The following is a 23,632-nucleotide window of genomic DNA, read 5'->3' on the forward strand; positions in this document are numbered from 1 at the left end:
GCAATTAGGAGAAGCCGCGACTAATTGGAAGTGGTATGTCTATACATCAAGATTTGTTCCGCTTTATATGGAAAGGAAGGAACATCAACTTTAATGACACCGATATCGCAAGGAGGAGGTAAGTCATATGTGTAGTGGTCAAGTGAATTTGGCCACGATTTAAGAGTTACTTACATACCGCTGTTCGGCCAACACTGGCGGCAATCCACCATTATGTTGATGCGGCCTTGTCTGGCTGTAGTAACCCAAAACATAATCCGTAATTGAACATTCAGCTTCATTAAAATTTCGATAGCCTAATGTCGGCACCCATTCCGTTTTCAAACTCCTAAAAAATCTCTCCATTGGTGCATTGTCCCAGCAATTGCCTCGACGACTCATGCTTTGATCAAGGCGATAACGCCACAGCAATTGGCGATAACTCCGGCTGGTGTAGTGGCATCCTTGATCAGAATGAAACATCACCCCAATTGGCTTTCCTCTCGCCTCAAATGCCATGGTTAATGCGCGCCTCGTGAGCTCACTATCAGGAGATAGGGATAGCGCCCAACCAATCGGTCTGCGCGCAAATAAATCTAGCACCACCGCAAGATACGCCCACCGTGTGCCGACCCAAATATAAGTCACGTCACCACACCAAACTTGATTGGGTTTTGTCGCAGTAAATTGCCGATCCAGTTTGTTGGGGATGACAACATGTTCCTGATCCACCTTCTTGTAATTGTGCCTGGGCAATTGACAGCTCACCAATTCCAGCTGTTTCATCAGTTTCCTGGCTCGATAACGGCTCAGCGATGTACCTCTGGCTGTTACCATGTTTGCAATGGTTCGCGACCCTGCCGAACCGTTGCTTTCCGCGTGAACAGCACGAACTTCACTCCGTAAGTGAATATCTTTGGCGTCGATGGTGTTAGGTCTTCCGACCCAATATTTATAGCTGCTGCGATGAATGCCAAAGGAGTCGCACAGGATTTTGATGGAATAGCTCTCGTTGAGTTTTTGGACTAACGCAAATTGTTCAGCGAGTCCGACATCAAGAGAGCGGTAGCCTTTTTTAGGATTTCATTCTCCGTTTCAATGCGCTTAATTCTCTTTTCCAGTTCCCGAATACGCTGCTGTTAGGTGTTACCGCTACCCCTTTAGCCGGCAGGCCATCCGGCGTTGATCGAAGTTGTTTGACCCACTTGCTCATAGTGGATAGGCCAACCCCCATTGATTCTGCTGCTTCTCGAATTGTGTAGCCTTTCGCTACAACCAGCTGCGCCGCATCATGGCGAAATTCGGGGCTAAAGGTTGCTCTAGTACGCTTGCTCATTGGACACCTATTGGTTGAATGAAGTGATAATATCACTTCCAATTAGGTGGCCAAATTCACTATGCCACTACAATAGTGAATATGAGCATAGGCAAACAAGCAGAGATACCCTAGTGGCTGTCTTGATGATTGGGCGTATGTTCGGCAACATCAGATCATTCCGTCCCGCTCAAATTTTGTTCCGTCGTTTCATTGGATGAGTGACATGCGCTGCAGCGGATTTCGTTCGAGCGAAATGGTTGGGAAAGAAGCTGAATGTTAGCCCGGTGATAGCCCAGCGTTAGTCGAAGGCAACATGAAAAAATGGATTTGATGTAAGTCATTGATTTTATTGGTGCCGCAAAGAGGAATCGAACCTCCGACCTACTGATTACGAATCAGTTGCTCTACCGACTGAGCTATTGCGGCGCGGGCGTTACTATAAACGGATGGCCTGATTTCTAAAATCCCCTTTTTGCTTTTGCTGACACAAGGAAACTTGTGTGGACCTTCACAATTAGATGCTTTCACATGCTAGTCTTGCAGGTCGAAATTTCCGTCGGGTGAGGGAGTAGCGCTTCGCTGTCTGGCACCCAGTCTTCTGTCGTTAACGCTGACGAAATTATGTTGCTGAGCCTGATATTAATGCCTTTTGTTGGCAGCTTTATCGCTGCCTTTATGCCGGAGGACGCGCGCAATCGTGAGGCGTGGCTGGCGAGTTTCATTGCGGTCTGTGGGTTGGTGGTAACCCTCTGGCTTTATCCGTTGGTCGCGAGTGGAGAGGTGATCCGCTACCGACTGGAGTGGATGCCGGAAATGGGGCTGTATTTTTCGTTGCGCATGGATGGCCTTGCCTGGCTGTTTATGGCGTTGCTCGAAGTCATCACTTTGTTGGTGGTGCTTTACGCTCGCTATTACATGTCTCCCAAAGATCCGGTGCCGCGTTTCTTTTCTTTCCTATTGGCGTTCAAAGGCAGCATGGTGGGCGTGTTGCTATCCGGCAATCTGATTCAGATGGTGTTGTTCTGGGAGCTCACCAGTCTGGCTTCATTCTTATTGATCAGCTACTGGCATCACCGCGCGGATGCCCGCCGGGGCGCACGTATGTCCTTGACCGTGACAGCGACGGGCGGATTATGTCTGTTGACCGGTGTGCTGATGCTCGGTCACATCGTCGGCAGTTATGAGTTGGATGATGTGCTGGCCGTGGGAGATCTGGTGCGTGCGCATCCCTGGTATGTGCCGACTTTTATATTGATCGCACTCGGTGCCATGACCAAAAGCGCGCAATTTCCCTTTCATTTCTGGTTGCCCCACGCCATGGCGGCGCCGACTCCGGTTTCGTCTTACCTGCATTCGGCCACTATGGTAAAAGCGGGCATTTTTTTGCTGATTCGTCTGTGGCCGATTCTTTCGGGAACCAGCGAGTGGACCTGGGTAGTGGCCGGGGCGGGCATTTGCACTATGCTGCTTGCGTCGTTTTTTGCGATTTTCCAGCATGACCTGAAGGGCCTGTTGGCCTATTCCACCATCAGTCACCTCGGGTTGATCACTGTATTGTTGGGAATCGGCTCGCCGCTCGCGATGGTGGCGGCCATTTTTCATACGCTTAACCACGCGACTTTTAAAGCATCGCTGTTTATGGCGGTGGGCATCATCGACCACGAAAGTGGTACGCGCGATATGCGCCAGTTGCGCGGTTTATTGCACATGATGCCCTACACCTCGACCCTGGCGATTATCGCCAGCGCGGCAATGGCTGGCGTACCTCTGTTGAATGGATTCCTTTCCAAAGAAATGTTTTTTTCGGAAACCCTGCATTGGGGCTACGGCAAATGGATGTCGGTCGCGGCCATTGTTTATGGCATCTTCAGCGTCGCGTATTCGTTGCGGTTTATTTACGTGTTTTTTGGCAAACCCGCGCAGGATTTGCCGTCCCAACCCCATGAGCCGCCGCGCTGGATGCGTTTCCCGGTGGAATTTTTGGTGTTGTGCTGCCTGATCGTGGGAATTATTCCGGGGTTGAGTATCGGACCTATGCTGCATCTAGCCGTGGAATCCGTGCTTGGAACCCAGACTCCGCATTACAGCCTGGCGGTTTGGCATGGCTTTAATACGCCACTGATGATGAGTATCGGCGCGCTTGCGCTCGGGGTGGTGTTTTATACCGTGCTGCGACTTTTCGCCAATCTCACCCACATAGACAAAGTCCCGGTGTTCCATAGATTCAGTGGGGCGCAAGCCTATGAAAGTTTCTTTCTATGGCTGACGGTCGGGGCGGGCAGGGTGGAAACCTGGCTGAGTACTCGCCGGATTCAACCGCAGATCCTGGTGATTTTGTCGGTGGCAATTATTTCGGCAGCGGTCGCTTGGCCGAAAGAAGTGAAGTTTGATTTTGCGCTGGCGACCAAAGATCTGGATCCGTGGTTTGCACTCCTCTGGCTAATCGGATGTACCTGTGCGGTGGGTGCTGCGTGGCAGGCTAAATATCACCGTTTGCGCGCACTTATATTGTTGGGCGGCACAGGGGTTATTACCTGTATAACCTTCCTCATGTTGTCCGCGCCGGATCTTGCGCTTACGCAGTTGATGGTCGAAACCGTCACCGCCATTTTGATTTTGTTGGGTCTGCGCTGGTTGCCGGCGCGCCTATCACCTAAAGAGCTGAATATTGAGGTGCCTTTGACCGTTTGGGGGCGCCGGTCGCGCGACTTCAGTCTGGCCTTTATCGCGGGACTCGGCATGGCCGGGTTGAGCTACTGGGTCATGATTACGCCTAAACATGAAACCATCAGCGACTTCTTTATGCTTCGTGCATTGACGGAAGGCGGCGGCAGCAATGTGGTGAACGTTTTGCTGGTCGACTTCCGCGGTTTTGATACCATGGGAGAAATTTGCGTTTTAACCATTGTGTCTTTGACGGTTTACGCACTGTTACGCCGTTTCCGTCCGGCGCCGGAAAGTATGCCGCTGCCGGCGCAGCAGAATAATTTGGCTGATCCTGCGATCCGTCAGACCCCGCAACAACAGGCATCGGTTGGCTATTTAATGGTGCCGGGTGTGTATTTGCGCTTGATATCGCCGGTCATCGTTCTGATTGCTGCTTACCTGTTTATGCGCGGCCATAACATGCCCGGTGGTGGATTTGTTGCGGGTCTGACGCTGGCGATAGCGATCATCTTGCAATATATGCTGGCCGGAACGACCTGGATCGAAGCTCGGCTGATCTTGCGACCGGGCCGCTGGTTAGCCTTTGGTTTGTCGGTCGTGCTCGCCACAGGTGCGGGAGCATGGCTATTTGGTTATCCGTTCCTGACCAGCCATACCACCCACCTGACACTTCCTTTGTTGGGTGAGATTCATGTGCCGAGCGCCTTTTTCTTTGATCTGGGCGTGTTTGCGGTGGTTGTGGGTAGCACCATTCTGATTCTGGTGGCCTTGGCTCACCAAGCTTTGCGCAGCCATCGCCAGCCGGGTAGTACTCAGAGCGATTATCAAACACTCAAGGAGCTCAATTAGTGGAAGCTGTTCTCGCCATTTCCATTGGGGTTTTATTTGGTTCCGGCGTTTGGCTGGTGTTGCGTCCGCGCACCTTTCAGGTCATTACCGGCCTTTTATTGCTGTCCTATGCGGTCAATCTTTTTATCTTCTTGATGGGACATGCAAAATTGAACCAGGCACCGATCACACCCACTGCGGATATTGATCCTGCGCAATTTGCCGATCCTATACCGCAAGCTCTGGTGTTGACGGCAATCGTTATAGGTTTTGCCAGCACTGGACTTTATCTGGTGGTGATGCTGGCATCTCGCGGTTTGACCGGTACCGATCACGTGGATGGTAGGGAATCGTCCACATGATCGAGCAATTGTATAGCCACCTTATTATTTTGCCGATTTTGGTCCCCATGCTTAGTGGAGCGCTGCTGATCTTATTTAGCCAGCGCAATTTTTCCCTGAAATTCGGTATTAGCGTGTTGAGCACTGCGCTGCAATTTGCCATTGCCGCCTGTTTGTTGTTGTTGATTGAGCGCGGGCACTGGCAAAACGGCGTCGGCGTATATTTAGCGGCCAATTGGATAGCGCCTTTTGGCATTGCCTTGGTGGTCGATCGCCTTGCAGTGTTGATGTTGTTATTGACTCCGGTATTAGGGCTTGGCGCTATCTGGTATTCCTGGGTGCGTTGGGGACGCGTCGGTGTGCACTATTTTTCCCTGTTTCAATTTTTGTTGATGGGATTGAACGGAGCATTTTTGACGGGCGACTTGTTTAACCTGTTTGTTTTCTTTGAGGTGATGCTCGCGGCGTCCTATGGCTTGGTGTTGCACGGTTACAACAGCGCGCGCGTCCGCGCGGGAATGCAATACATAGTCGTCAACTTGTTGTGCTCCTCGCTGTTTTTGATTGGTGTAGCGCTGATCTATGCTGCGACAGGTACTTTGAATATGGCCGATATAGCCGCGCGCACGCCCGCACTGGCAACGCCTGATCGCCATTTGTTGCATGTAGGTACGACGATACTAGTGGTGGCTTTTTTGACCAAGAGCGCGCTTTGGCCCTTGTGCTTTTGGTTGCCTACAACCTATTCCACTGCATCGCCGCCGGTCGCAGCCATGCTTGTGTTACTGACCAAAGTGGGGATCTACACTATTCTGAGGTTGTGGTCGCTCGTCTTTTCTGTGGATGCAGGTAGTTCTGCTGGTTTCGGTGCGTCCGTTTTATTGTGGAGCGGGATTGTCACCATTGGCTTTGGGATTGTCGGTTTGATTGCCAGCCAGGATCCGGGGCGAATCGGCAGCTATAGCGCCATAGTCTCGTCGGGCACTTTGTTGTCGATTATCAGTTTTGGCCAAACACTTACCACCAGCGCTGCCTTGTTTTACATGCTCAGTTCAACCTTGGCTGTGGCGGCCTTTATGTTGCTCGTCGAGTTGATCGAGCGAATTCGCAATCCCGCAGCCGCCATGTTGGCGTTGACGATGGAGGCGTTTGCCATCGGCGATGAGCCAGGGGAATCTGCAGGTGTGGCAATTCCTGGAGCCTTGGCGTTCGTCGGACTCGCGTTCGTTTTCTGCGCGATGATTATGGCGGGCATGCCGCCATTGTCCGGATTTCTCGCAAAATTCGGCATCTTCCACGCATTGATGGAGGGGCATGAGGAAACCTCTATGGGATACGCTGGCTGGACTCTGGTGACAGTAATCGTAGTATCGGGTTTTGCGGCCATTATTTCGTTTATGCGTTTCGGTGTTCGCACCTTCTGGGCATCTCCTATCGCTAAAGCGCCGAGATTGCAGGTGACCGAAGCCGCGCCGATCTTCGCGTTGGTGATGATTTGCGTGTTCTTTACCGTGCAGGCGGGTCCGCTGAAGCGCTATCTGGATCGCGCAGCGGCTTCTCTGCATGCTCCGCAAGGATATATTCACCAAGTGTTATCGCACGCCGCTGTGCCTGGCCCGGGAGGCGCGCCATGAAGCGTTGGTTTCCTGCTCCGCGTTTGTCCGTTGTACTGCTGATTATTTGGCTGCTGGTCAATCAGAGTATTGAATTTGCCACTATTTTGGTTGGAGCGATTCTGGCGATTGTCATTCCATACTGGTTTCGCGCGATCCTGCCGGAAAATGTGCTGATTCGTCGACCTTGGGTGATTGTGCGCTTGGTTGTATTTTCCATGATTGAAATCGTGCGCTCCTGTTTCAACGTCAGCTTGCTGATTTTATTCAGACGACGTGGCCACCTGAATTCGCAATTCATCACCGTGCCATTGGATTTGCGCAGCCCGGCAGGGCTTGCGGTGTTGTCGGGCATCATCAACACAACGCCCGGTACTGTATGGGTGGAATTGCTGCCAGATACCTACGACTTGGCGCTGCACGTATTTGATTTGCACGACGAGCAGTGGTGGATCGATACCATCAAAACGCGTTACGAGCAGCCGCTGATCGAGATTTTCGAGGGGAGGGACGCAGTATGAGTTCACTGCTCGTGTTTGCCATTAGCTTTGCGCAAATTTGCATTCTATTGGCCATGTTGTTTTGCACAATTCGCTTGCTGATTGGCCCAGCAGCGCAGGATCGCATCCTGGCTCTCGACACTCTGTGGATGACCACCATGCTGCAGGCGCTGATGATGGGGTTGCGTTTTTCCAATGAACTTTATTTTGAATTGGCGCTGTTGATCGCGCTGACAGGTTTTGTTTCGTCCATCGCGCTGGCGAAATTTCTGATGCGTGGGGAGATTATCGAGTGATTTACGTTATTGAACCTCTGCCGCTGTGGATTTCGGTAATCGTTGCGGCCTTTTTGATTTTAGGCGGCTTGATCGTATTTATTGGCGGTTTGGGGTTGCTGCGACTACCCAATTTTTATCAGCGTATTCACGCACCCGCAATCGCGATTACCTTGGGGGCGGGGAGTATTTTGATTGCGTCCATGGTGTATTTCAGCAGTGTGGAATCGCGCCCGGTTATACATGAATTATTGATTACGATATTCGTATTTCTTACTGCTCCGATCACGTCAATGTTGATCATGCGCGCCGCAGTATACCGGGACTTGCAGGACGGGAAAATTGATTACTCGAAGCCGAGTAGTCAGCCATTTCCTGTTGAAAAAGAAGATTAGATTTTCTTTGGAAAAGCCAAGGCTAAGTCCGGTGCTTTTGAATAAACTCGCGCGCTAATTCCGTCGCCTGCCGGCGAATTTTAGGAATGCTTTGGCCGACGTCGACTTCGATAATATCGGGCTCATTGACTGCCGCTTCCAACGCTGCGTACTGGCTGTCCAAAAGGCCTGATGGCATAAAATGATTTGCGCGAGCTTCCATGCGCCGACGAATAATTTCTTGAGGCCCTGCCAAGTGAATAAACAGCGTCGGAAAGCCCAGTTCGCGAAAACGTTGGCGGTGGGCACGGCGCAATCCCGAATAAGCCAACACGCAGCTTTCCCCCTTCTGCCGATGCTCGCGTAATTTATCGCACATGCTGGCAATCCAGGGCTCGCGCATGGCGTCGGTCAGCGGCCTGCCGCTCGCCATATGCGCTTTGTTTTCTGCTGAGTGAAAATCATCTGCTTCCAGAAAAACCAAACCAAAATCTTTGGCCAAATATTTGGCCAGGGTGGTTTTGCCACAACCGCTGACGCCCATGCTGATGATCAAGATGGGATTTGAGGAGGCAGAATTGCTCATGGATATCTCGTTAAAAATAAAAATCAAAAATTGCAGTAATGACCGCGCGATTTGCACCGCGCGGCCACCACATTAAACGGGCAGAGTGACTTCCACTTTATAGGTTTTACCCGCCTGAATATTGGCGATGCAGTTGCCCGCCAGCGTCTGGCCATCGACAACAATTCGAGGACCATCCAGACCCGCCGCGCGCGAATAAGACACTTCAAAGGTGGCGCCGCGGAATTGACGGGTTGCCTTGGCGGTCTGCCAAGCGCTCGGCAGTTGCGGCTGCACCAGCAAGCCTGAGGAGTTGCCCTTCAAGCCGAACAGGCCTTCAATCAGTGAACGATATACCCAGGAAACGGTGCCCGTGTTGAACAACTGGCTGGAGCGCCCAGCGGTGCGCGGGAATTGATAGTAGGCGCCGCGGTAGTAGTTGGGGATATACACCGGCATCTGGCCGCGTTGCAGGTAATCGGCTTCGTCCGGGCCGGACAACATCTGACGCACCAGGCGGTAAGCTCGATCGGTTTCCTGGATGGTGTAGAGGCTGTAGATATAAAACACGGCAGCGTGGTTATAGACCGAACCGTTTTCCGCCGAGCCCGGAAATTTCTGCGTTACACGGCCGACGTCTTCGCGCATTTTGGTGTAAGCCGGAGCGAGCATCATAACGCCGTAGGGCGTTTCGAGTTGTTGCTCGATAGCTTTGATCATGGCGGCGCGTTTGGTGGCGTCCGCGGTACCTGCGAGAATCGCCCAACTTTGCGGGTTGAGGAAAATGCGGCCTTCTTTGTCTTTCGAGACACCGAAAATAACGCCGTCATCAGTGATGCCGCGGCCGTACCATTCGCCGTCCCACATGTGGGTGTTGACCGCTTTGTTGACGTCGCGCGCACCGGCGCGGAATTCCGCAGCGAGATCGGCTTGTTGCAAGTGTTCGCAAATATCTGCCCACAAATTCAATGCATAAGCCGTTGCCACAGATAACCAGCCGGAGACGCCTTTGCCTTTGTATCCGACCATATTCATAGGGTCGCACCAGTCGCCTTGCGCGATATAGCTCAAGCCCCGTTCATCGCGCGCGGACAGCAACCAGCGCATGGCGTTGCTGATGCGTTCAAAAGCGGTTTTGGTTTCTTCGCCCTGCCAGGCTTTTACCGGCTCATCAAAAATCGCGTAGTCGTTGGTTTCGTCGAGATACGCACGCAGGCACACGGGCAACCAGACGCAGTGATCGGTGTGGGGAATCTGGTTGATGTATTTCAGCTCCGCGCCTTCAACTAACAAAATGCCGTCCGGAATTGCGCCGTTGTGCTCCTGCTGGCTCAGCGCATGCAAAAACGCCGCGCGCGCAACTTCGGGCTTGATAAAGGTCATGCCCATATTGTCTTGCAGATAATTGCGCGTCTGCGGATCGGTGGTCAGGCGGTTGACGTCGCCGTGGTAATACACTTGGCGCGGCAGCCAGTGATTGACGAATTGGTCGAGGTGTTGGTCCGGCGTTTCGATTTGCAGCACACCTTTGCCCGCTTCGATATAAGCAGCGTATTGTGCTTTGGTCGCGGCGAAATCGGCATCGGCAAAAAAGCGATCGCGCACACTGATAATTTCCGCATCATCGAATGCAGGGCCGAGCAGGAAGCGGTAGGACTCACTTTGTCCGGCTGCCAACTGCACGCGATATTGCAGCACTGCGGCCGGTGTTTCGTAGAGCGCGTCGCCGTTATTTAAAGTTTCCTGCTGCAAACCATCCGGATTGTGCAATCCGCCTTCACCTTCAAACGCTTCGCGCGCGCATTCGAATGCATCAGGTGCGCGGTCATGCAGGAAAAAAGTTTTGTCTTTGAAATATTTATTTTTGAAATAGTCGGCCACTTTTTGATAGGGCGTTACACAGGACGCAACTACACCGCCGAGATCTTCGCGATAGGCTGCTGACTGATTCATCCAGCTCATATAACCCACGGGCGTATAAGGATAGACGCTGAGTTTGCGCGGTTTGCCGGAAATATTGCTGACTTTAATTTGCCATAGTTCCACCACAGCGTCGGTCGGCAAACTTAATTCCATTTCCACGCGAATGCCCAGGTGTTCGACAGTCCAGCGAATATCGCTTTTGCCGACGGAAAAATTAAAGTGATCCAGTTGTTTGCGCACCGGCTCATAGGGCGCAGAAAAAATTTCGCCGGTTTCTTCGTCTTTGATGTAGCAAAAGCGGCCAGGATGATGCGCGTAATAGGGCTGCTCCGGCTGCATAAAGGTTTTGGCTTCCAGGTTTGGCGCATAGGTGTATTTGGCCGGTTCGGGCTGCATAAATTGCGCGACGGTAAAACCGCGGCAATTTACCTGGATCATCATGTGGCGGTTCCACAAAAAGCCCGCTGCGCGCGGCATAGCCGTCGGGCTGAATAATTCAAATCGTTCGCCGTTATTTTGGGCTTGCAACAACATAGAAGTACCCCAGTGTTAGAAAAAAGGCGCTTTCTAAAAGCGCCTTAACATAATTAATGAGCAAACTCAGGGCTTAAGCCGATTCACTTTTCGCCTGTCGGTCTTTCAATTCGCGCTGGATCATTTCCACTTTGGCATCGCTGAGATTGTAAAAAATCAAGGATGCTGCAGTGAACAACGCGAAAATTCCCGGTATCAGAGTTTGCATGTAAACAATCGAATTCAGTGACGCTCCGGCCTGCATTTGTCCCGCCTGATAACCCATGGCTGCAAGGACCGAAAGCATCAAAGCCGAGCCACCAGCGCTGCCCAATTTTTGCGAAAAGGTCGTAGCCGCGAAGGTCATGCCGGTTGCGCGGCGGCCGTTTTTCCATTCGTTGTAATCCGCCACGTCCGCATACATGGCCCAGGTAATAGGTGGTTTAAAACCGAGCGCGATACTGATGAGGATATTGAGCGCAAACATCCAAACGATTTCTTTCGGTAAATCGGCGCTGTCTTTAGTGGTGCCGTCGGCGCGGGTGACGATCACGCTGATGACCGCTGGTTTGGATTTATCCAATTGCAGAATTGGCCCAGTTTCTTCCAGTGGCACACGTTTTTTGATGATCCAGAAGATTTTGTCGTGGCGCAGCCATTGATAGACATCACCGTCGCGATGTTCGATGCCCAAAAGATTGTCTGCATCTAAAACTTTCGCGTCGGTATAAAGCGTATCGACCACGCCTAAATGGGATGGCTTGGGAATAAAGGTAAATACCACCGACAAAGCTGCTACTACACACATCAACAGCATCATCAATTTGCGCTTGTCGATAAAGCGGGTGAAGGTAGAAGCAATCAGCGCGCCGACCATCAATCCCGCCATTTGCAGACCTATATAGTTGCCGAGCAAGTCGGGGCGCTCGACGAAATAACGGAAATAATAAGCGGCGGAGCTGCCGCGCAGAGTCATGGTGACCATGAACACCAGCGCCAGCACAAACAGCATCAGCCAGGGACGACAGATAAATAAATCTTTGAGGTCGCTGAGTGGGTTGGCTTTTTCCTGATTGGCTGGCGGTTGCACACGCTCTTTGGTGGACAAAAAGGTGACCAAAAACAGGCAAGAAGCGATAACCGAATAAATCACCATGGTCATTTGCCAGCCTTTGGCGCTGTAGCGGTCGCCATCGCCAAAATATTCCGCCAGCTCCGGTGTGGCTGCGCCGACGATAATGCTGCTGAAGTAGGCGAAGAAAAAGCGCGTGCTGTTTAGGCTGCTGCGCTCACGGGTATCTGCGGTCAACACCGCAGACAGGGAGTTATAGGGCATATTGAGGATGGTGTAGCACAGCATCAGCAAGCAGTAGGTGGCGTAGGCCCAGATCAGTTTGCCTGTGTCGCTGAGATCGGGGGTGCTCATGGTGAGAATGCCGGCCCCCATCATCGGCAGCGCGCCCCAGATCAGATAAGGACGGAACTTGCCCCAGCGCGTCTGAGTGCGGTCGGCAATGCCGCCCATAATGGGGTCGGTGATGGCATCGATGATTTTGGTGAGGGTCACCATAGTGGCGGCGGCTGCCGCGCTTATGCCGAATACGTCGGTGTAGAAGAAGACCAGATAGGAGCCGATGATCGCCCAGTAGAAGTTGAAGCCGGCATCGCCAAGACCAAAGCCAATTTTCTCACCCCAGCTGAGTTTGGCGGTTCTATCCAAAGGCTGACCGCCGCTTTTGGGCGCTGTTTGATTGGTTGGCACTTTTTACTCCCCAGACTTGATCTTATTTATTTTGATGGGCGCGTAGGATAAACAGCCTGACATTCTAAATCCAGCCGGTTGCTTCTGCGGGCTTCGTTTTTCCCGGTATGCGAGTCTTTATCGGGCGGATTCCCGCGCAATCCGCGTCTCGCGCGGCCTGTGACCGAAGTGGCAATTCCATCCAGATGGGTTTGGTGGTATGGTAACCGCCCGTTTTTCCCGGGCTTCCACCTTCCGATTTCACCTACAACAGAATTCAAACCGCATATGAAACCACTCTCCGACATTGGCCTGATTGGCTTGGCCGTTATGGGCGAAAACCTCGTGTTGAACATGGCCAATAAAGGCTTCACCGTAACAGCGTTCAACCGCTCTGTCGAAAAAGTTGAAAAATTCCTCTCCGGGCGCGCTGCTGGAAAAAGCATTCGCGGCGCTACGTCTCTTGCCGAACTGGTCGCTTCTCTGGAAAAACCGCGCAAAATCATGCTGATGGTAAAAGCCGGTAAAGCGGTTGACGAAGTCATCGAACAATTGATTCCGCATTTGGAAGCGGGCGACATCATCATCGATGGTGGCAATACACACTTCCCCGACTCCAACCGCCGTACCGCTTACTTGCGCTCCAAAGGTCTGCTCTATATAGGCACAGGTGTATCCGGTGGAGAAGAGGGCGCCTTGACCGGCCCATCGATTATGCCCGGCGGAGCGAAAGAAGCATGGCCTGCGGTCAAACCGATCTTCCAGGCAATTGCCGCCAAGGTGGACGATGGCACCCCCTGTTGTGACTGGGTCGGCGACGATGGCGCTGGCCACTTTGTGAAGATGGTGCACAACGGTATCGAATACGGTGATATGCAACTGATCTGCGAAGCCTACCAGATCATGAAAGATCTGCTCGGCATGTCCGCAGGCGAAATGCACGAAGTGTTCAAAGAGTGGAACGAAGGTGAGCTGGACAGCTATCTGATCGAAATTACGCGCGACATTCTGGCCTACAACGAAAATGGTGAGCCACTGGTCGACAAAATTCTGGATACCGCGGGCCAAAAAGGCACTGGCAAATGGACTGGTGTATCCGCGTTGGAATTGGGTGTGCCTCTGACTCTGATCGGCGAAGCGGTGTTTGCCCGCTGTTTGTCAGCACAAAAAGACGAGCGCGTTGCTGCGTCCAAAGTTCTCAACGGCCCAACCCCGCAATTCTCCGGCGATAAAAAAGCCTTTATCGAAGACCTGCGCGGCGCTCTGCTGGCCGCCAAAATCGTGTCCTACGCCCAAGGTTATGTGCTGATGCGCGAGGCGGCGAAGGAATACAACTGGGAATTGAATTACGGCGGCATAGCTTTGATGTGGCGCGGCGGCTGCATTATCCGTTCGGCGTTCCTCGGCAAAATCAAAGAAGCCTTCGATCGCAATTCTGAATTGACCAACTTGCTCGTTGATCCTTACTTCGTTGACAAGGTCACCAACGCACAAGCGGGATGGCGTCGCGTGATTTCTGCCGCAATCGTCAATGGTGTTTCCGCGCCGGCATTGACCTCTGCGCTGACCTATTTCGACGGCTACCGCAGCGCGCGCCTGCCAGCGAATTTGCTGCAAGCCCAACGCGACTTCTTCGGCGCCCACACCTACGAACGCATCGACCGCCCACGCGGAGAATTTTTCCACACCAATTGGACTGGGCGCGGCGGGGATACGGCGTCTACGACTTATAACGTTTGATTTATCGGACGCATTGAGACGCAAAAGCCATCTGCACGAGAGTGCAGATGGCTTTTTCTTTGGACGAGCGATTGGTCTTTTTCGTGTTTGTTCTTTGGGCTAACGTTTTGCACGCTCTTTTGCGCGAGCCACAGCCCTTTGTTGCAAAGCGGCTATGGTTGGATGCAAGGCGTAAATATCCATACCGAACTTGGCTTCAGGCGGGGTAGGGATATTGAACATACGGTAGTGGACTTCAAAGGACGAGCGGTAAAACGCGCTGGGAACGCCGGTACAGGAAATGCGATCGGTCGCGTGAATCAATGTATCCCACATGACCCTATCGTCGATTACATGCATATCGTCCGGAATCAACCACCATACACCTGCTTCCTCTGCCAGTTTGCGTGTGACGAATAAACAGTTGGTATCACAAAAAATTTTGCCGTCACTCTCCGGGCAAATTCCCATAACCTCGCCATTTAAATGGGTAATAAAACGCAGTGAGGTCACCACATCGCTCTGCGTGGCAATGCAATGTTGCACCATGGTTTCCAGATGATTTTCGGCAAACCAGTTGTCGGAATCCAAAAAAGCCACGGCATCGACACCTAGCGAAAAAGCGTAGACGACACCGATGGAGCGCGGTGAATCACCGTAATTATTGAGTCTATGTGGTAATGCAATATTGTGCAGTTTTGGGTGGATAAGCTCCGGAGGAAGTGAGCAGCCATCGCCTACCATCACGTGAATCAGATCCTGATGAGTTTGCGCCTTAACACTGTCGATACAGTCTTTTAAATAAGGGCTGTGCAGGTTGTGATATGGCGTGATTACAGCAACTTTCATGAAAGCGATTCCACATAGTCGGCTATGGTTTCCATAGCAGGGCTGGTGAAGTAGGGTTGGCACCGACGCGCGCAATTTTCGGTTGCGAGTTGCAGGCGGGGATCAGTCATGGCTATCTGGATTGTAGCCCGAATCTGTTCTTCATCCGAAACCCCATGGCCGAGCCACATGGCTAGCCCGCAGGTCATAGCTTTTTGCGTCACACTTAACTGTTCCTGTTGCAGCGGAATCAACAGAGCAGGAATTCCATTTAAAACACTATGCAACAGGGTGGAATGACCTCCGTGGCAAACGACAAGATCGCATTGTTCCAAGCCCGAAGAAATATCGTAAGGCCTAGTAACGATTTCGATATTGGATTGCCGATACTGATCTATTAATTCCTGCGGAGCGTGGGGAATAAAAAACCGACCTTGTATGCCGAGATTAGATATTGCCTGCAGAAATTGTTTCAAATGAGGATAAATCGGCTTTAAATAGCCAAACACTTTTTTTGTGGGAGTGTTATTCCAGTTTAGATTTAGACCGCCAATGCTTGGAGTTTTGAGCAGTCCGATATACTGCTCTGATGTACGCAAGTGAGCGAAAGGATCCAATTCTGGAATGCTAAGCAAAAAAGTCTTGTGTGCGGAAGACAATTCATACGCATATCGAATTTCCGCAAGCTCCACTTCCCGCAGCGCCTGATTGACCACATCAACCAAACGCTGGTCTGAAATCATTAAATTAGCGTCGCTGACTTTTGCATTGAGATCGAATAAAGGTAACGGCGACCGAACAGGCGGCGTGGAAAAGGGATCGCCGAGATTGATTTTATGCCAAGCGTATTGGCGCGCGGCAAGCTGCGCCGCAGGAGCGTAATCGAAAAGAATAGCGTCCACTTGCAGGCTGGCGAAGAGTGCTTTCCACTGCTGCAATTTTTCTGTAACGATTTCCGATTTATAAAAACCTACAGAAAGCAGCACCTCAGTAAGGCTGGCTGGTGGTCTGGTCAGTTTCAGTCGACGATCCATCCAGGATGGTCCTTGCAACACCCGATAGGGAGGAAGATGCGGGTGGGGATAAATGCGCTGGATTTCGCGCAGATCACTAAAAATAGCAGTGACACTGTGCCCGCGCTCACAAAGATGGCGCGCCAGTGCATCCAGGCGAGTGACGTGGCCCAGATCAGCACCCATTTCCCAAACCAAAACGACTTTGGCCATAACGTTTAACTATCGGTAAATGCAAATGCCGCACGTCCGTGTGCGGCCGGTTCAAGAATGTTTAAAACTCCCAGCGCACACCGACTGACAATTGGCCGGAGCCAAAGTCCTTGCGGTCAACAAATGTGTCATAGGAGATAAAACCTGAAACACCATTAGGTAACACAGCATTTACGCCAATCTGGGCAGTCAGATAGTTATCGTCGCGGTTGGGTGCTGTGTAGGCAAATTTGCCTTCGTCGAGACCGCCGACAAAACGACCAGTGACATAGACCGAGTCGTCGGCATATTGATGCTCATGAGCGATCGACAACATCGGGGTAAATACACCGACACCGGTGTTGATATTCCAGGATAATTCCACACCGATATTTGCGATCAAGGATTGCAAATCCATGCCGTCGACGACAGCGGCAGAAGAGTTTCCGCTGACATTTTCAGAATAGCCGTCAATATTGGTGTCTACGTAATTAATAAAGGTAAATAGTCGCGCATTTATATTGTTATGCTGAAGGTTATAACCCGCTCCCAAAGATGCCGATAATTCATCGCCATCGGTTTTGGCGCTGCTGGTGTCATAGCCTCCGGCATCACGGACAATACGGCGGTCCAGATCATAGGCGCTGGTACAGTAAGTGATCATGCCGTCGAGATAAAACTTGTCGCGCGAATAAAGGCTGCCAAACAGAGAGAGACTATAACGGCGGAAATCGGTATTGGCCGTTTTGTCATCGCCGGCGTTAGTATCAGAATGTGTTAAGGCTGCGCCGAGTACAACATTATTGGAAACTTTATAGTCCACACCCGCAATCAGCATATTGGTTTGAAAATCGGATTCGAGAGCGGAATTTTTTTCCTGCTTACCAAAATCCACATTGCCCGTCACAAATGCGCCCCAGCGACCAAATTCCGCCGAATCACCTGCGCCACCGCCGAGCAAAGTTCCTACGGGAAGACTTTGATCTTGCAATCGAACTTGCAGATTATTCGCGCGGAATCCCGAATTATTTTTACGTGCGCGGTCAATTTCTTTGGCGATACTGCGGTCGCGAGTAATAGAGTTGTGTAGAGATAAAGTGCGCAGACTATTTAGCTGTGAAGATAGGCTTTTTTGACGCGCGGGTATTGTTGTGGCACTAAATTTCGGGGTGGATGGATCCTGGATGAAAAAGTCACCATATGCACTGCCAAGAGCGTAAGGGCTTTCTACCCCGGCATCACAAGTTATATCGTAGCTATTACCACCACTGTCAATTCTGACAATTTCGGGAGCCTCTACCTCGTCATCTGCGAGGATGTCAAATAACACTTCGGTGTATATGTCGCCAAAAGTGATGTCGCCATTTTCCAGTCTGCGCGCTTGAATCTGGACCGAATATTCGTTTTGAGTGAATACATAATCCTGTCCTTCAATTGCAGGGTTATTATCCCAAGGTGATACCCAAGTTCTTACTGTTCCTCGCAATGTGCAGGTCGGAAAAACGTCGAACTTTGAACGATCGACTCCTGATTTGATATTTGGGACGATCTTGATCCTTGCCGCATAAGAGCGCGCCCCGCTGTGAGGCTCGTTTGTGCGGGGTGTTTCTTGTTGAGCCAAAGCCTGCGAGCTAAAAAGGGACAAACCACTGATTAAAGTAGAGGCCATTAGTGCTTGGTAAGCGAATGCTCTGCGGTTAAAAGAGGTGGTTGGTGAAGAATCCAGGTTTTTCTTGGGTAATACGATCGGCATAAATAAATCTCCTTGCGTCCTTGATAACAGCTTGATCCGAGGGGCGCCCCTTGGCGGGCGCGACTTTAACATGAGTGGATGGATGAGTTAAGGCTTACCGGACAAGGCGCATGCCTAAACGGAATTTTGCGACCCTTGCCGCATCCTGAGACTCATCTTCCGCTCATTGGACTTAAATAAAGGGAATGTTGCATATTCACCAAGAAGCGTCCGTACCTTCTTCTGTGGACTGATTCAGTTGTTTAAAACTCCCAGCGCACACCGACTGACAATTGGCCGGAGCCAAAGTCCTTGCGGTCAACAAATGTGTCATAGGAGATAAAACCTGAAATACCATTAGGTAACACAGCATTTACGCCAATCTGGGCAGTCAGATAGTTATCGTCGCGGTTGGGTGCTGTGTAGGCAAATTTGCCTTCGTCGAGACCGCCGACAAAACGACCAGTGACATAGACCGAGTCGTCGGCATATTGATGCTCATGAGCGATCGACAACATCGGGGTAAATACACCGACACCGGTGTTGATATTCCAGGATAATTCCACACCGATATTTGCGATCAAGGATTGCAAATCCATGCCGTCGACGACAGCGGCAGAAGAGTTTCCGCTGACATTTTCAGAATAGCCGTCAATATTGGTGTCTACGTAATTAATAAAGGTAAATAGCCGCGCATTTATATTGTTATGCTGAAGGTTATAACCCGCTCCCAAAGATGCCGATAATTCATCGCCATCGGTTTTGGCGCTGCTGGTGTCATAGCCTCCGGCATCACGGACAATACGGCGATCCAGATCATAGGCGCTGGTACCGTAAGTGATCATGCCGTCGAGATAAAACTTGTCGCGCGAATAAAGGCTGCCAAACAGAGAGAGGCTATAACGGCGAAAATCGGTATTGGCCGTTTTGTCATCGCCGGCGTTAGTATCAGAATGTGTTAAGGCTGCGCCGAGTACAACATTATTGGAAACTTTATAGTCCACACCCGCAATCAGCATATTGGTCTGAAAATCGGATTCGAGAGCGGAATTTTTTTCCTGCTTACCAAAATCCACATTGCCCGTTACAAATGCGCCCCAGCGACCAAATTCCGCCGAATCACCTGCGCCACCGCCGAGCAAAGTTCCTACGGGAAGACTTTGATCTTGCAATCGAACTTGCAGATTATTCGCGCGGAATCCCGAATTATTTTTACGTGCGCGGTCAATTTCTTTGGCGATACTGCGGTCGCGAGTAATAGAGTTGTGTAGAGATAAAGTGCGCAGGCTGTTTAATTGTGCGGACAGACTTTTTTGCCGAGTAGGAATCGGTGGAGCGCAATTGCGGTGTGGACGCGTCATTGATAACAAAATGTGCGCCGTAGATGCCATGGGTGCCTCCAACTCGAATTAGCGAGGCATCGCCGGTTTCGCAGGTAATTTCGTAAGATTCGTTGGAAAAATCTACAAGCTCGGGCGACTCGATTTCATCGTCAGCCAGGATTTCAAATAAAATCTCGGTGTTGACTTCGCTATATTCTGAAAGCCTGGATTCAGGGGGGGAATATCCAGAGAATAGGTTTTTGTAATCAGTTCAACATCTCGACCTAATTGCCCCTGTGAGTTTTGACTTACGCCCAAAGTTCCTTTTATGGAGCATCCGCTGTAATCGTATTGCCTTGAAAAATAGAATTTAAATTTCACGCCTATGTTGTAAGCGCGTGCGCCTGATTTCGGTTCCTCTACCTGATGTCGTTGGTACTCAGAAAAGGGCAAATACCCGTTTATAGCCCCTTCGGCCCATGAAATTTGAGGCGCCAGCGCTAAACTACCAAGTACTGTAGAAGCAATAAGACTCCGGTAGGGTGTTTGGAGAAAATGGTAGGGAGAGGCTTGGTGGTTTTCGCGTAATACGATAGGCATTGATAAATCTCCTTGCGTCCTTGATGACATCTAGCTGGGTCCGAGGGCGTTCCCTTGGCGGGCGCGACTTTAGCACGGTGGGGCGGATGAGTTAAGGCTTGCCGGACGAGGCACCTAAGTAGACCAAATTTTGCGAATGTCGCCTCATTATGAGGCGACTATTTCTTCCCCAGGTGCTCCATCAATTTGGCTTTCAACGATGTGGGAATATTCTTGATGGTCAAACTGTCACTATCTGCGTCATAAAACACCGTACTCCCTAAACAAGCAGAGGCAAAACTCATGCTCAGCTGCTCATCACGGCCGCTGATGCGGACGTAGTTTTTGAGTTGAGTTTTGTCCGGGATCCACTCGTTTTTCATTTCCGGTTGGGTGGTGCGGACGAAGTGGGTGAAGTGGGGTTGTTCGGGGACGGAGATGTGTTCGGCGAGCTCAGTCATTTGCACGGGCAAGCCCGCTTTATCCTGCTGCAAACAGAACTCCACGGCGGCGCGGCGAGTTTGTTGGGCGACGTCTTCCGGTAATTCGGCGGTGTAATGGGTGACCAGGTCGAGAAACTCGCTTGTGTCCGCGCTGATATCGATTTTATTGCTCAAGCCAATGGCTTCAGCAAAGGCATCGGATAATTCTTTTTCTCCCCGCCATTTCAACAGGGATAAATAATTTTGCTGCTCGCCGGAGAAAAATTCTGCGGTTTTGATTTTTGCGGCAAGGCGAATATTTTGCGTGTCCAAATACAAGGAATCGCACAATTCCAAATCGCCGTCGAAATATTGGCCGGAGGTGTGGTCGAGCAGAAAAATATACAGCGCGTCGCCCGCCTCAATGCGCTCAAAAAATATCAGCAATATATTGTTTAAAGGGGTTTCGCTTTTGTCGAAATGCATCCCTAAATGTTGGGCGATTTTTTCGCTTAAAGATGTAAACGTCAGACGCTCTTCCAACCATTCGCGAATCCATGCAGGCAGGGGACAATTGGCGGTGTCGTCACTGAAAGCACCGTAGGATTTTCCGCCCTTGCGGATATAGGCGTTTTTCAGCTCGCGGCAAAGATCCTCGCTTTTGCCATCGCGGCGCAATTCGTTTGGGCGTATGCGGGTTTGGCAAGGTTCTGTGGGAGCGGGTTTAACCAGGCGGTGGGCGATCAGATATTGCAGGGCCATGTTGGTCGTCGTTACTCAATGGGAATGCCGGGCGGGCATTATAGTGCGCCTTGCGCCCGCTGGCAGTCGTCATTGGTAACGAGATCGGATGATCAGGATTTATTGGGCTTCAGCAACCAGATGATCAGTAGAGTCGCCGCAGTGATGATGGCTGCTACCAATGCCAGCTTCAGCAGCAGTTTCCAAAGGGATAGCCAGGCGAAAACCCCGAATACGGCCAGTACCGCCAGAAGGGCGCCCACACCGATAAAAAGCACCAGAACCAGTTTCACCACGCCAAGGGGAGTCACAGTTGGGTTGGGGTTGTGTTCGTCACTCACAGGTATTTTCCTCAAAAGCTGACAGGTTGTAGCTGGCCTAAACTGAGTAAGGCAGGCAGCCCATTAAAAAGTGTAGCGGAGCGAATGGTACCTAAAGCTGATTAACACAGTAGCTTTTTTCCTCCACTATAGATGGCTTTTTGCTGGCGCTGGCGTAGCCAGATCAACGAATAACCGTCCGAGGCACAGGAAACGTATGGGACTCTCTCTTGTCACCTGGATAGGCCATAGAGGCTATCCCGAGTTGTATCCGGAAAACAGTTTGCTCGGTATCGAAAAAGCCATAGAAGCTGGTGCGCGCGCGATCGAAATCGACTTGCAGGCCAGTTTGGAAGGCGAGCCGGTGCTGTTCCATGACGAAGATCTGTTCCGCATGACTGGGCGCGCGGGCAATGTGCGCGATTATCCGCTGCAGAAGCTGCAAACTTTTAGCGCCCATGAGCCGCGCCGCCTGGGCGAACGCTATTTTCCCTGCCCGATTGCGCATCTGTCCCAGGTGGTTGAGCTGATGAGCAAACACCCGGGCGTGAAGCTGTTTGTCGAAATCAAAAGCGAAGTTTTTCAGACATTTTCGCGCTCGGCTTTTCTCGATGTGGTCTGGCAGACACTTGCGCCGATTCACCAGGACTGCGTGCTGATTTCCTTCGACTTGCTGGTGCTGCGCATGGCGCAGGAGCGCTTTCAGTGCCCTGTGGGTTGGGTGTTGACCAATTACGATCATCAATCCTATGCGCGCCTCAAGGACAATCCGGTGGAATTTGTGATCTGCAATATCCGCAAACTGCCGCCGCTGCCGGAAAAACCCTGGGCAGGGCCGTGGCAGTGGTTTGTCTACGACGTGGTGGATGAGGCCAATACGCAGGCGTGTTTGCAGCGCGGAATCTATTGGATCGAGACCTGGAATATAGGCGCCATGCTGCAAATGTCGGCCGGGCAATAAAGAATGACGCAATTGAAGAAGTTCGACTTGGTAGTTATTGGTGCTGGCATTCACGGTGCCGGCGTGGCTCAAGCAGCGGCGGCGAAAGGCTTGTCGGTTCTGGTGTTAGAGCGGCGGGAGGCGGCAGGCATGGAAACCTCACGCGCCAGCTCGAAGCTGATCCACGGCGGTTTGCGCTACCTGGAAACGGGGCAATTCCGCCTAGTCTATGAATGTCTGCGCGAGCAGCGCTACTTGCTGCGCAATGCCCCCCATCTCGTCCGGCGCAGTGATTTTTATATTCCCGTCTACCGCCAAAGCAGTCGCAGTCCCTGGTGGGTCCATTTGGGGCTGTGTTGTTATCACATGCTGGCCGGCTGGGCGAAGGAGCATGCGATAGAGCGCTTATCGCTTGAGCAGCGTGCGAGCTTGGACATACGGCAACAAGATCTATTGGCCGTTTTTCGCTATACCGACGCGCAAACGGATGACCAGGCCTTGACGCGAGCCGTGTTGGAATCGGCGCGCTCACTCGGTGCCGAAGTTCGCTTCAACACTTGGTGCGACCAGATGGAATACGCTGGTGAATTTCGTTTGCGCTTGAACGATGGCAGCGAAGTCACCAGTCGCGCCTTAGTCAATGCGGCGGGCCCTTGGGCCAATGAAGTCGCCAAAATAGGTGGATTTCAACAGCAGGATGTTGATTGGGTGCAAGGTGTTCATATAGTTCTGAAGCAGCCGAGCGGCGCTGGTTGTTTTTATGTGGAAGCTGCAGATGGGCGCGCGGTATTTGTTCTGCCCTGGCGCGGTATGACCATGGTTGGTACCACGGAATTGATTGTCGACAGTCCCAAGGCTCAGGCGACACAAGCGGAAATTGATTATTTGCTGAATGTTTACAACCACTATTTCCCGCAATCGAAGCAAACCGCCGCGGATGTAACGGAAGTTTTTGCTGGTGTGCGGGTGCTCCCCAAGGATAATCGCATCGCCAATAAACGCTCGCGCGAAACACTGTTTGTGAGTGATGCCGGTGGTGCTTATGTGGCCATTTACGGTGGCAAGTTGACGTCCTACCGAGCGACGGCGGAGAAAGTCATGGAGCAACTGTCGCCGGTTTTACGCGATGCAGTATCCGATAAAACTGCGTTTGCGCGCTCTACTATTAATTTACCGCTGCGCTAAGC

General features: G+C 51.5%; 19 protein-coding genes, 1 tRNA gene and 1 pseudogene. 9 read left to right on the top strand and 12 right to left on the bottom strand.

All coding sequences use genetic code 11. The annotated features are described in order from the left end of the window. Nucleotides 1-159: 159 nt before the first annotated feature. Nucleotides 160-1,315, bottom strand: a pseudogene (locus DWB84_RS02595) (IS3 family transposase). 332 nt (nt 1,316-1,647) lie between these two features. Then, nucleotides 1,648-1,723: transfer RNA gene (locus tag DWB84_RS02600), tRNA-Thr, on the bottom strand. A 195-nt stretch (nt 1,724-1,918) separates the two neighbouring features. On the opposite strand from DWB84_RS02600, the gene DWB84_RS02605 reads away from it, so the two are divergent. The 6 genes from DWB84_RS02605 to DWB84_RS02630 are packed head-to-tail and all read left to right on the top strand — an operon-like array spanning nt 1,919 to nt 7,916. Then, nucleotides 1,919-4,813 carry a monovalent cation/H+ antiporter subunit A gene (locus DWB84_RS02605; protein WP_222867990.1) on the top strand — a complete coding sequence of 965 codons (2,895 nt, stop codon included), beginning with the start codon at nt 1,919-1,921 and terminating at the stop codon, nt 4,811-4,813. Beyond that, nucleotides 4,813-5,154: a Na+/H+ antiporter subunit C gene (locus DWB84_RS02610; protein WP_187408192.1), complete on the top strand. Its 342-nt coding sequence runs from the start codon at nt 4,813-4,815 to the stop codon at nt 5,152-5,154. Before DWB84_RS02605 ends, DWB84_RS02610 begins: the two co-directional genes overlap by 1 nt. Further along, nucleotides 5,151-6,767 (top strand): monovalent cation/H+ antiporter subunit D, encoded by a 1,617-nt coding sequence (locus DWB84_RS02615; protein ID WP_187408193.1) that lies wholly within the window; start codon nt 5,151-5,153, stop codon nt 6,765-6,767. Before DWB84_RS02610 ends, DWB84_RS02615 begins: the two co-directional genes overlap by 4 nt. Next, entirely contained in the window at nt 6,764-7,267 is a 504-nt protein-coding gene (locus DWB84_RS02620) for a Na+/H+ antiporter subunit E (RefSeq protein ID WP_187408194.1), read from the top strand. Before DWB84_RS02615 ends, DWB84_RS02620 begins: the two co-directional genes overlap by 4 nt. Then, complete coding sequence (locus tag DWB84_RS02625; protein WP_187408195.1) at nt 7,264-7,542, top strand: K+/H+ antiporter subunit F; 279 nt, start codon at nt 7,264-7,266, stop codon at nt 7,540-7,542. The genes DWB84_RS02620 and DWB84_RS02625 overlap by 4 nt, the downstream gene beginning before the upstream one ends. Further along, nucleotides 7,539-7,916, top strand: coding sequence for a Na+/H+ antiporter subunit G (locus DWB84_RS02630; protein WP_222867991.1), 378 nt, complete (start codon nt 7,539-7,541; stop codon nt 7,914-7,916). Before DWB84_RS02625 ends, DWB84_RS02630 begins: the two co-directional genes overlap by 4 nt. A 22-nt stretch (nt 7,917-7,938) precedes the next feature. Here the strand turns inward: DWB84_RS02630 and DWB84_RS02635 are convergent, their stop codons facing one another. From DWB84_RS02635 to DWB84_RS02645, 3 genes are all read right to left on the bottom strand, one after another. Continuing rightward, on the bottom strand, nt 7,939-8,481 hold the full coding sequence (locus DWB84_RS02635) for a gluconokinase (RefSeq protein ID WP_187408196.1): 543 nt from the start codon (nt 8,479-8,481) through the stop codon (nt 7,939-7,941). Nucleotides 8,482-8,553: 72 nt separating this feature from the next. Continuing rightward, complete coding sequence (locus tag DWB84_RS02640) at nt 8,554-10,914, bottom strand: GH36-type glycosyl hydrolase domain-containing protein (RefSeq protein ID WP_222868048.1); 2,361 nt, start codon at nt 10,912-10,914, stop codon at nt 8,554-8,556. A gap of 76 nt (nt 10,915-10,990) precedes the next feature. After that, the gene (locus DWB84_RS02645) at nt 10,991-12,658 is read right to left on the bottom strand and encodes an MFS transporter (RefSeq protein ID WP_370589656.1); all 1,668 of its coding nucleotides are present in this window, start codon (nt 12,656-12,658) and stop codon (nt 10,991-10,993) included. 267 nt (nt 12,659-12,925) lie between these two features. Between DWB84_RS02645 and gnd the strand changes: the two genes are divergently transcribed. Further along, the gene (gene gnd, locus DWB84_RS02650) at nt 12,926-14,377 is read left to right on the top strand and encodes a decarboxylating NADP(+)-dependent phosphogluconate dehydrogenase (protein ID WP_187408198.1); all 1,452 of its coding nucleotides are present in this window, start codon (nt 12,926-12,928) and stop codon (nt 14,375-14,377) included. Between the two features lie 99 nt (nt 14,378-14,476). Here the strand turns inward: gnd and DWB84_RS02655 are convergent, their stop codons facing one another. The 7 genes from DWB84_RS02655 to DWB84_RS02685 all read right to left on the bottom strand — a co-directional run bounded on the left by DWB84_RS02655 (nt 14,477) and on the right by DWB84_RS02685 (nt 21,526). Further along, a complete protein-coding gene (locus DWB84_RS02655) occupies nt 14,477-15,205 on the bottom strand; it encodes a glycosyltransferase family A protein (RefSeq protein WP_187408199.1) in 729 nt (242 codons plus the stop codon). Next, nucleotides 15,202-16,410, bottom strand: coding sequence for a nucleotide disphospho-sugar-binding domain-containing protein (locus DWB84_RS02660; RefSeq protein ID WP_187408200.1), 1,209 nt, complete (start codon nt 16,408-16,410; stop codon nt 15,202-15,204). Before DWB84_RS02660 ends, DWB84_RS02655 begins: the two co-directional genes overlap by 4 nt. 61 nt (nt 16,411-16,471) lie before the next feature. Then, the gene (locus tag DWB84_RS02665; RefSeq protein ID WP_187408201.1) at nt 16,472-18,142 is read right to left on the bottom strand and encodes an autotransporter outer membrane beta-barrel domain-containing protein; all 1,671 of its coding nucleotides are present in this window, start codon (nt 18,140-18,142) and stop codon (nt 16,472-16,474) included. Between the two features lie 242 nt (nt 18,143-18,384). Continuing rightward, entirely contained in the window at nt 18,385-19,512 is a 1,128-nt protein-coding gene (locus DWB84_RS02670) for an autotransporter outer membrane beta-barrel domain-containing protein (RefSeq protein ID WP_187408202.1), read from the bottom strand. 72 nt (nt 19,513-19,584) lie between these two features. After that, nucleotides 19,585-20,043 (bottom strand): hypothetical protein, encoded by a 459-nt coding sequence (locus tag DWB84_RS02675; protein WP_187408203.1) that lies wholly within the window; start codon nt 20,041-20,043, stop codon nt 19,585-19,587. Nucleotides 20,044-20,201: 158 nt separating this feature from the next. Next, nucleotides 20,202-21,206: a nucleoid-associated protein gene (locus tag DWB84_RS02680; RefSeq protein ID WP_187408204.1), complete on the bottom strand. Its 1,005-nt coding sequence runs from the start codon at nt 21,204-21,206 to the stop codon at nt 20,202-20,204. A gap of 92 nt (nt 21,207-21,298) precedes the next feature. Continuing rightward, entirely contained in the window at nt 21,299-21,526 is a 228-nt protein-coding gene (locus tag DWB84_RS02685; RefSeq protein WP_187408205.1) for a hypothetical protein, read from the bottom strand. Nucleotides 21,527-21,722: 196 nt separating this feature from the next. Between DWB84_RS02685 and DWB84_RS02690 the strand changes: the two genes are divergently transcribed. Together DWB84_RS02690 and DWB84_RS02695 are read left to right on the top strand one after the other, a co-directional pair. Continuing rightward, nucleotides 21,723-22,466, top strand: coding sequence for a glycerophosphodiester phosphodiesterase family protein (locus DWB84_RS02690; protein WP_187408206.1), 744 nt, complete (start codon nt 21,723-21,725; stop codon nt 22,464-22,466). A gap of 3 nt (nt 22,467-22,469) precedes the next feature. Continuing rightward, a complete protein-coding gene (locus DWB84_RS02695; protein ID WP_187408207.1) occupies nt 22,470-23,630 on the top strand; it encodes an FAD-dependent oxidoreductase in 1,161 nt (386 codons plus the stop codon). Nucleotides 23,631-23,632: the final 2 nt, after the last annotated feature.

This window comes from Saccharophagus sp. K07 (assembly GCF_014336955.1).
In the GTDB taxonomy this organism is placed as follows: domain Bacteria; phylum Pseudomonadota; class Gammaproteobacteria; order Pseudomonadales; family Cellvibrionaceae; genus UBA5868.

Coding starts and splice junctions, on each gene's coding strand:
- DWB84_RS02605 (WP_222867990.1), top strand. CDS start 1,919: ATGTTGCTGAGCCTGATATTAATGCCTTTTGTTGGCAGCTTTATCGCT.
- DWB84_RS02615 (WP_187408193.1), top strand. CDS start 5,151: ATGATCGAGCAATTGTATAGCCACCTTATTATTTTGCCGATTTTGGTC.
- DWB84_RS02620 (WP_187408194.1), top strand. CDS start 6,764: ATGAAGCGTTGGTTTCCTGCTCCGCGTTTGTCCGTTGTACTGCTGATT.
- DWB84_RS02625 (WP_187408195.1), top strand. CDS start 7,264: ATGAGTTCACTGCTCGTGTTTGCCATTAGCTTTGCGCAAATTTGCATT.
- DWB84_RS02635 (WP_187408196.1), bottom strand. CDS start 8,481: ATGAGCAATTCTGCCTCCTCAAATCCCATCTTGATCATCAGCATGGGC.
- gnd (WP_187408198.1), top strand. CDS start 12,926: ATGAAACCACTCTCCGACATTGGCCTGATTGGCTTGGCCGTTATGGGC.
- DWB84_RS02655 (WP_187408199.1), bottom strand. CDS start 15,205: ATGAAAGTTGCTGTAATCACGCCATATCACAACCTGCACAGCCCTTAT.
- DWB84_RS02660 (WP_187408200.1), bottom strand. CDS start 16,410: ATGGCCAAAGTCGTTTTGGTTTGGGAAATGGGTGCTGATCTGGGCCAC.
- DWB84_RS02665 (WP_187408201.1), bottom strand. CDS start 18,142: ATGCCGATCGTATTACCCAAGAAAAACCTGGATTCTTCACCAACCACC.
- DWB84_RS02670 (WP_187408202.1), bottom strand. CDS start 19,512: ATGGCATCTACGGCGCACATTTTGTTATCAATGACGCGTCCACACCGC.
- DWB84_RS02675 (WP_187408203.1), bottom strand. CDS start 20,043: ATGCCTATCGTATTACGCGAAAACCACCAAGCCTCTCCCTACCATTTT.
- DWB84_RS02680 (WP_187408204.1), bottom strand. CDS start 21,206: ATGGCCCTGCAATATCTGATCGCCCACCGCCTGGTTAAACCCGCTCCC.
- DWB84_RS02690 (WP_187408206.1), top strand. CDS start 21,723: ATGGGACTCTCTCTTGTCACCTGGATAGGCCATAGAGGCTATCCCGAG.
- DWB84_RS02695 (WP_187408207.1), top strand. CDS start 22,470: ATGACGCAATTGAAGAAGTTCGACTTGGTAGTTATTGGTGCTGGCATT.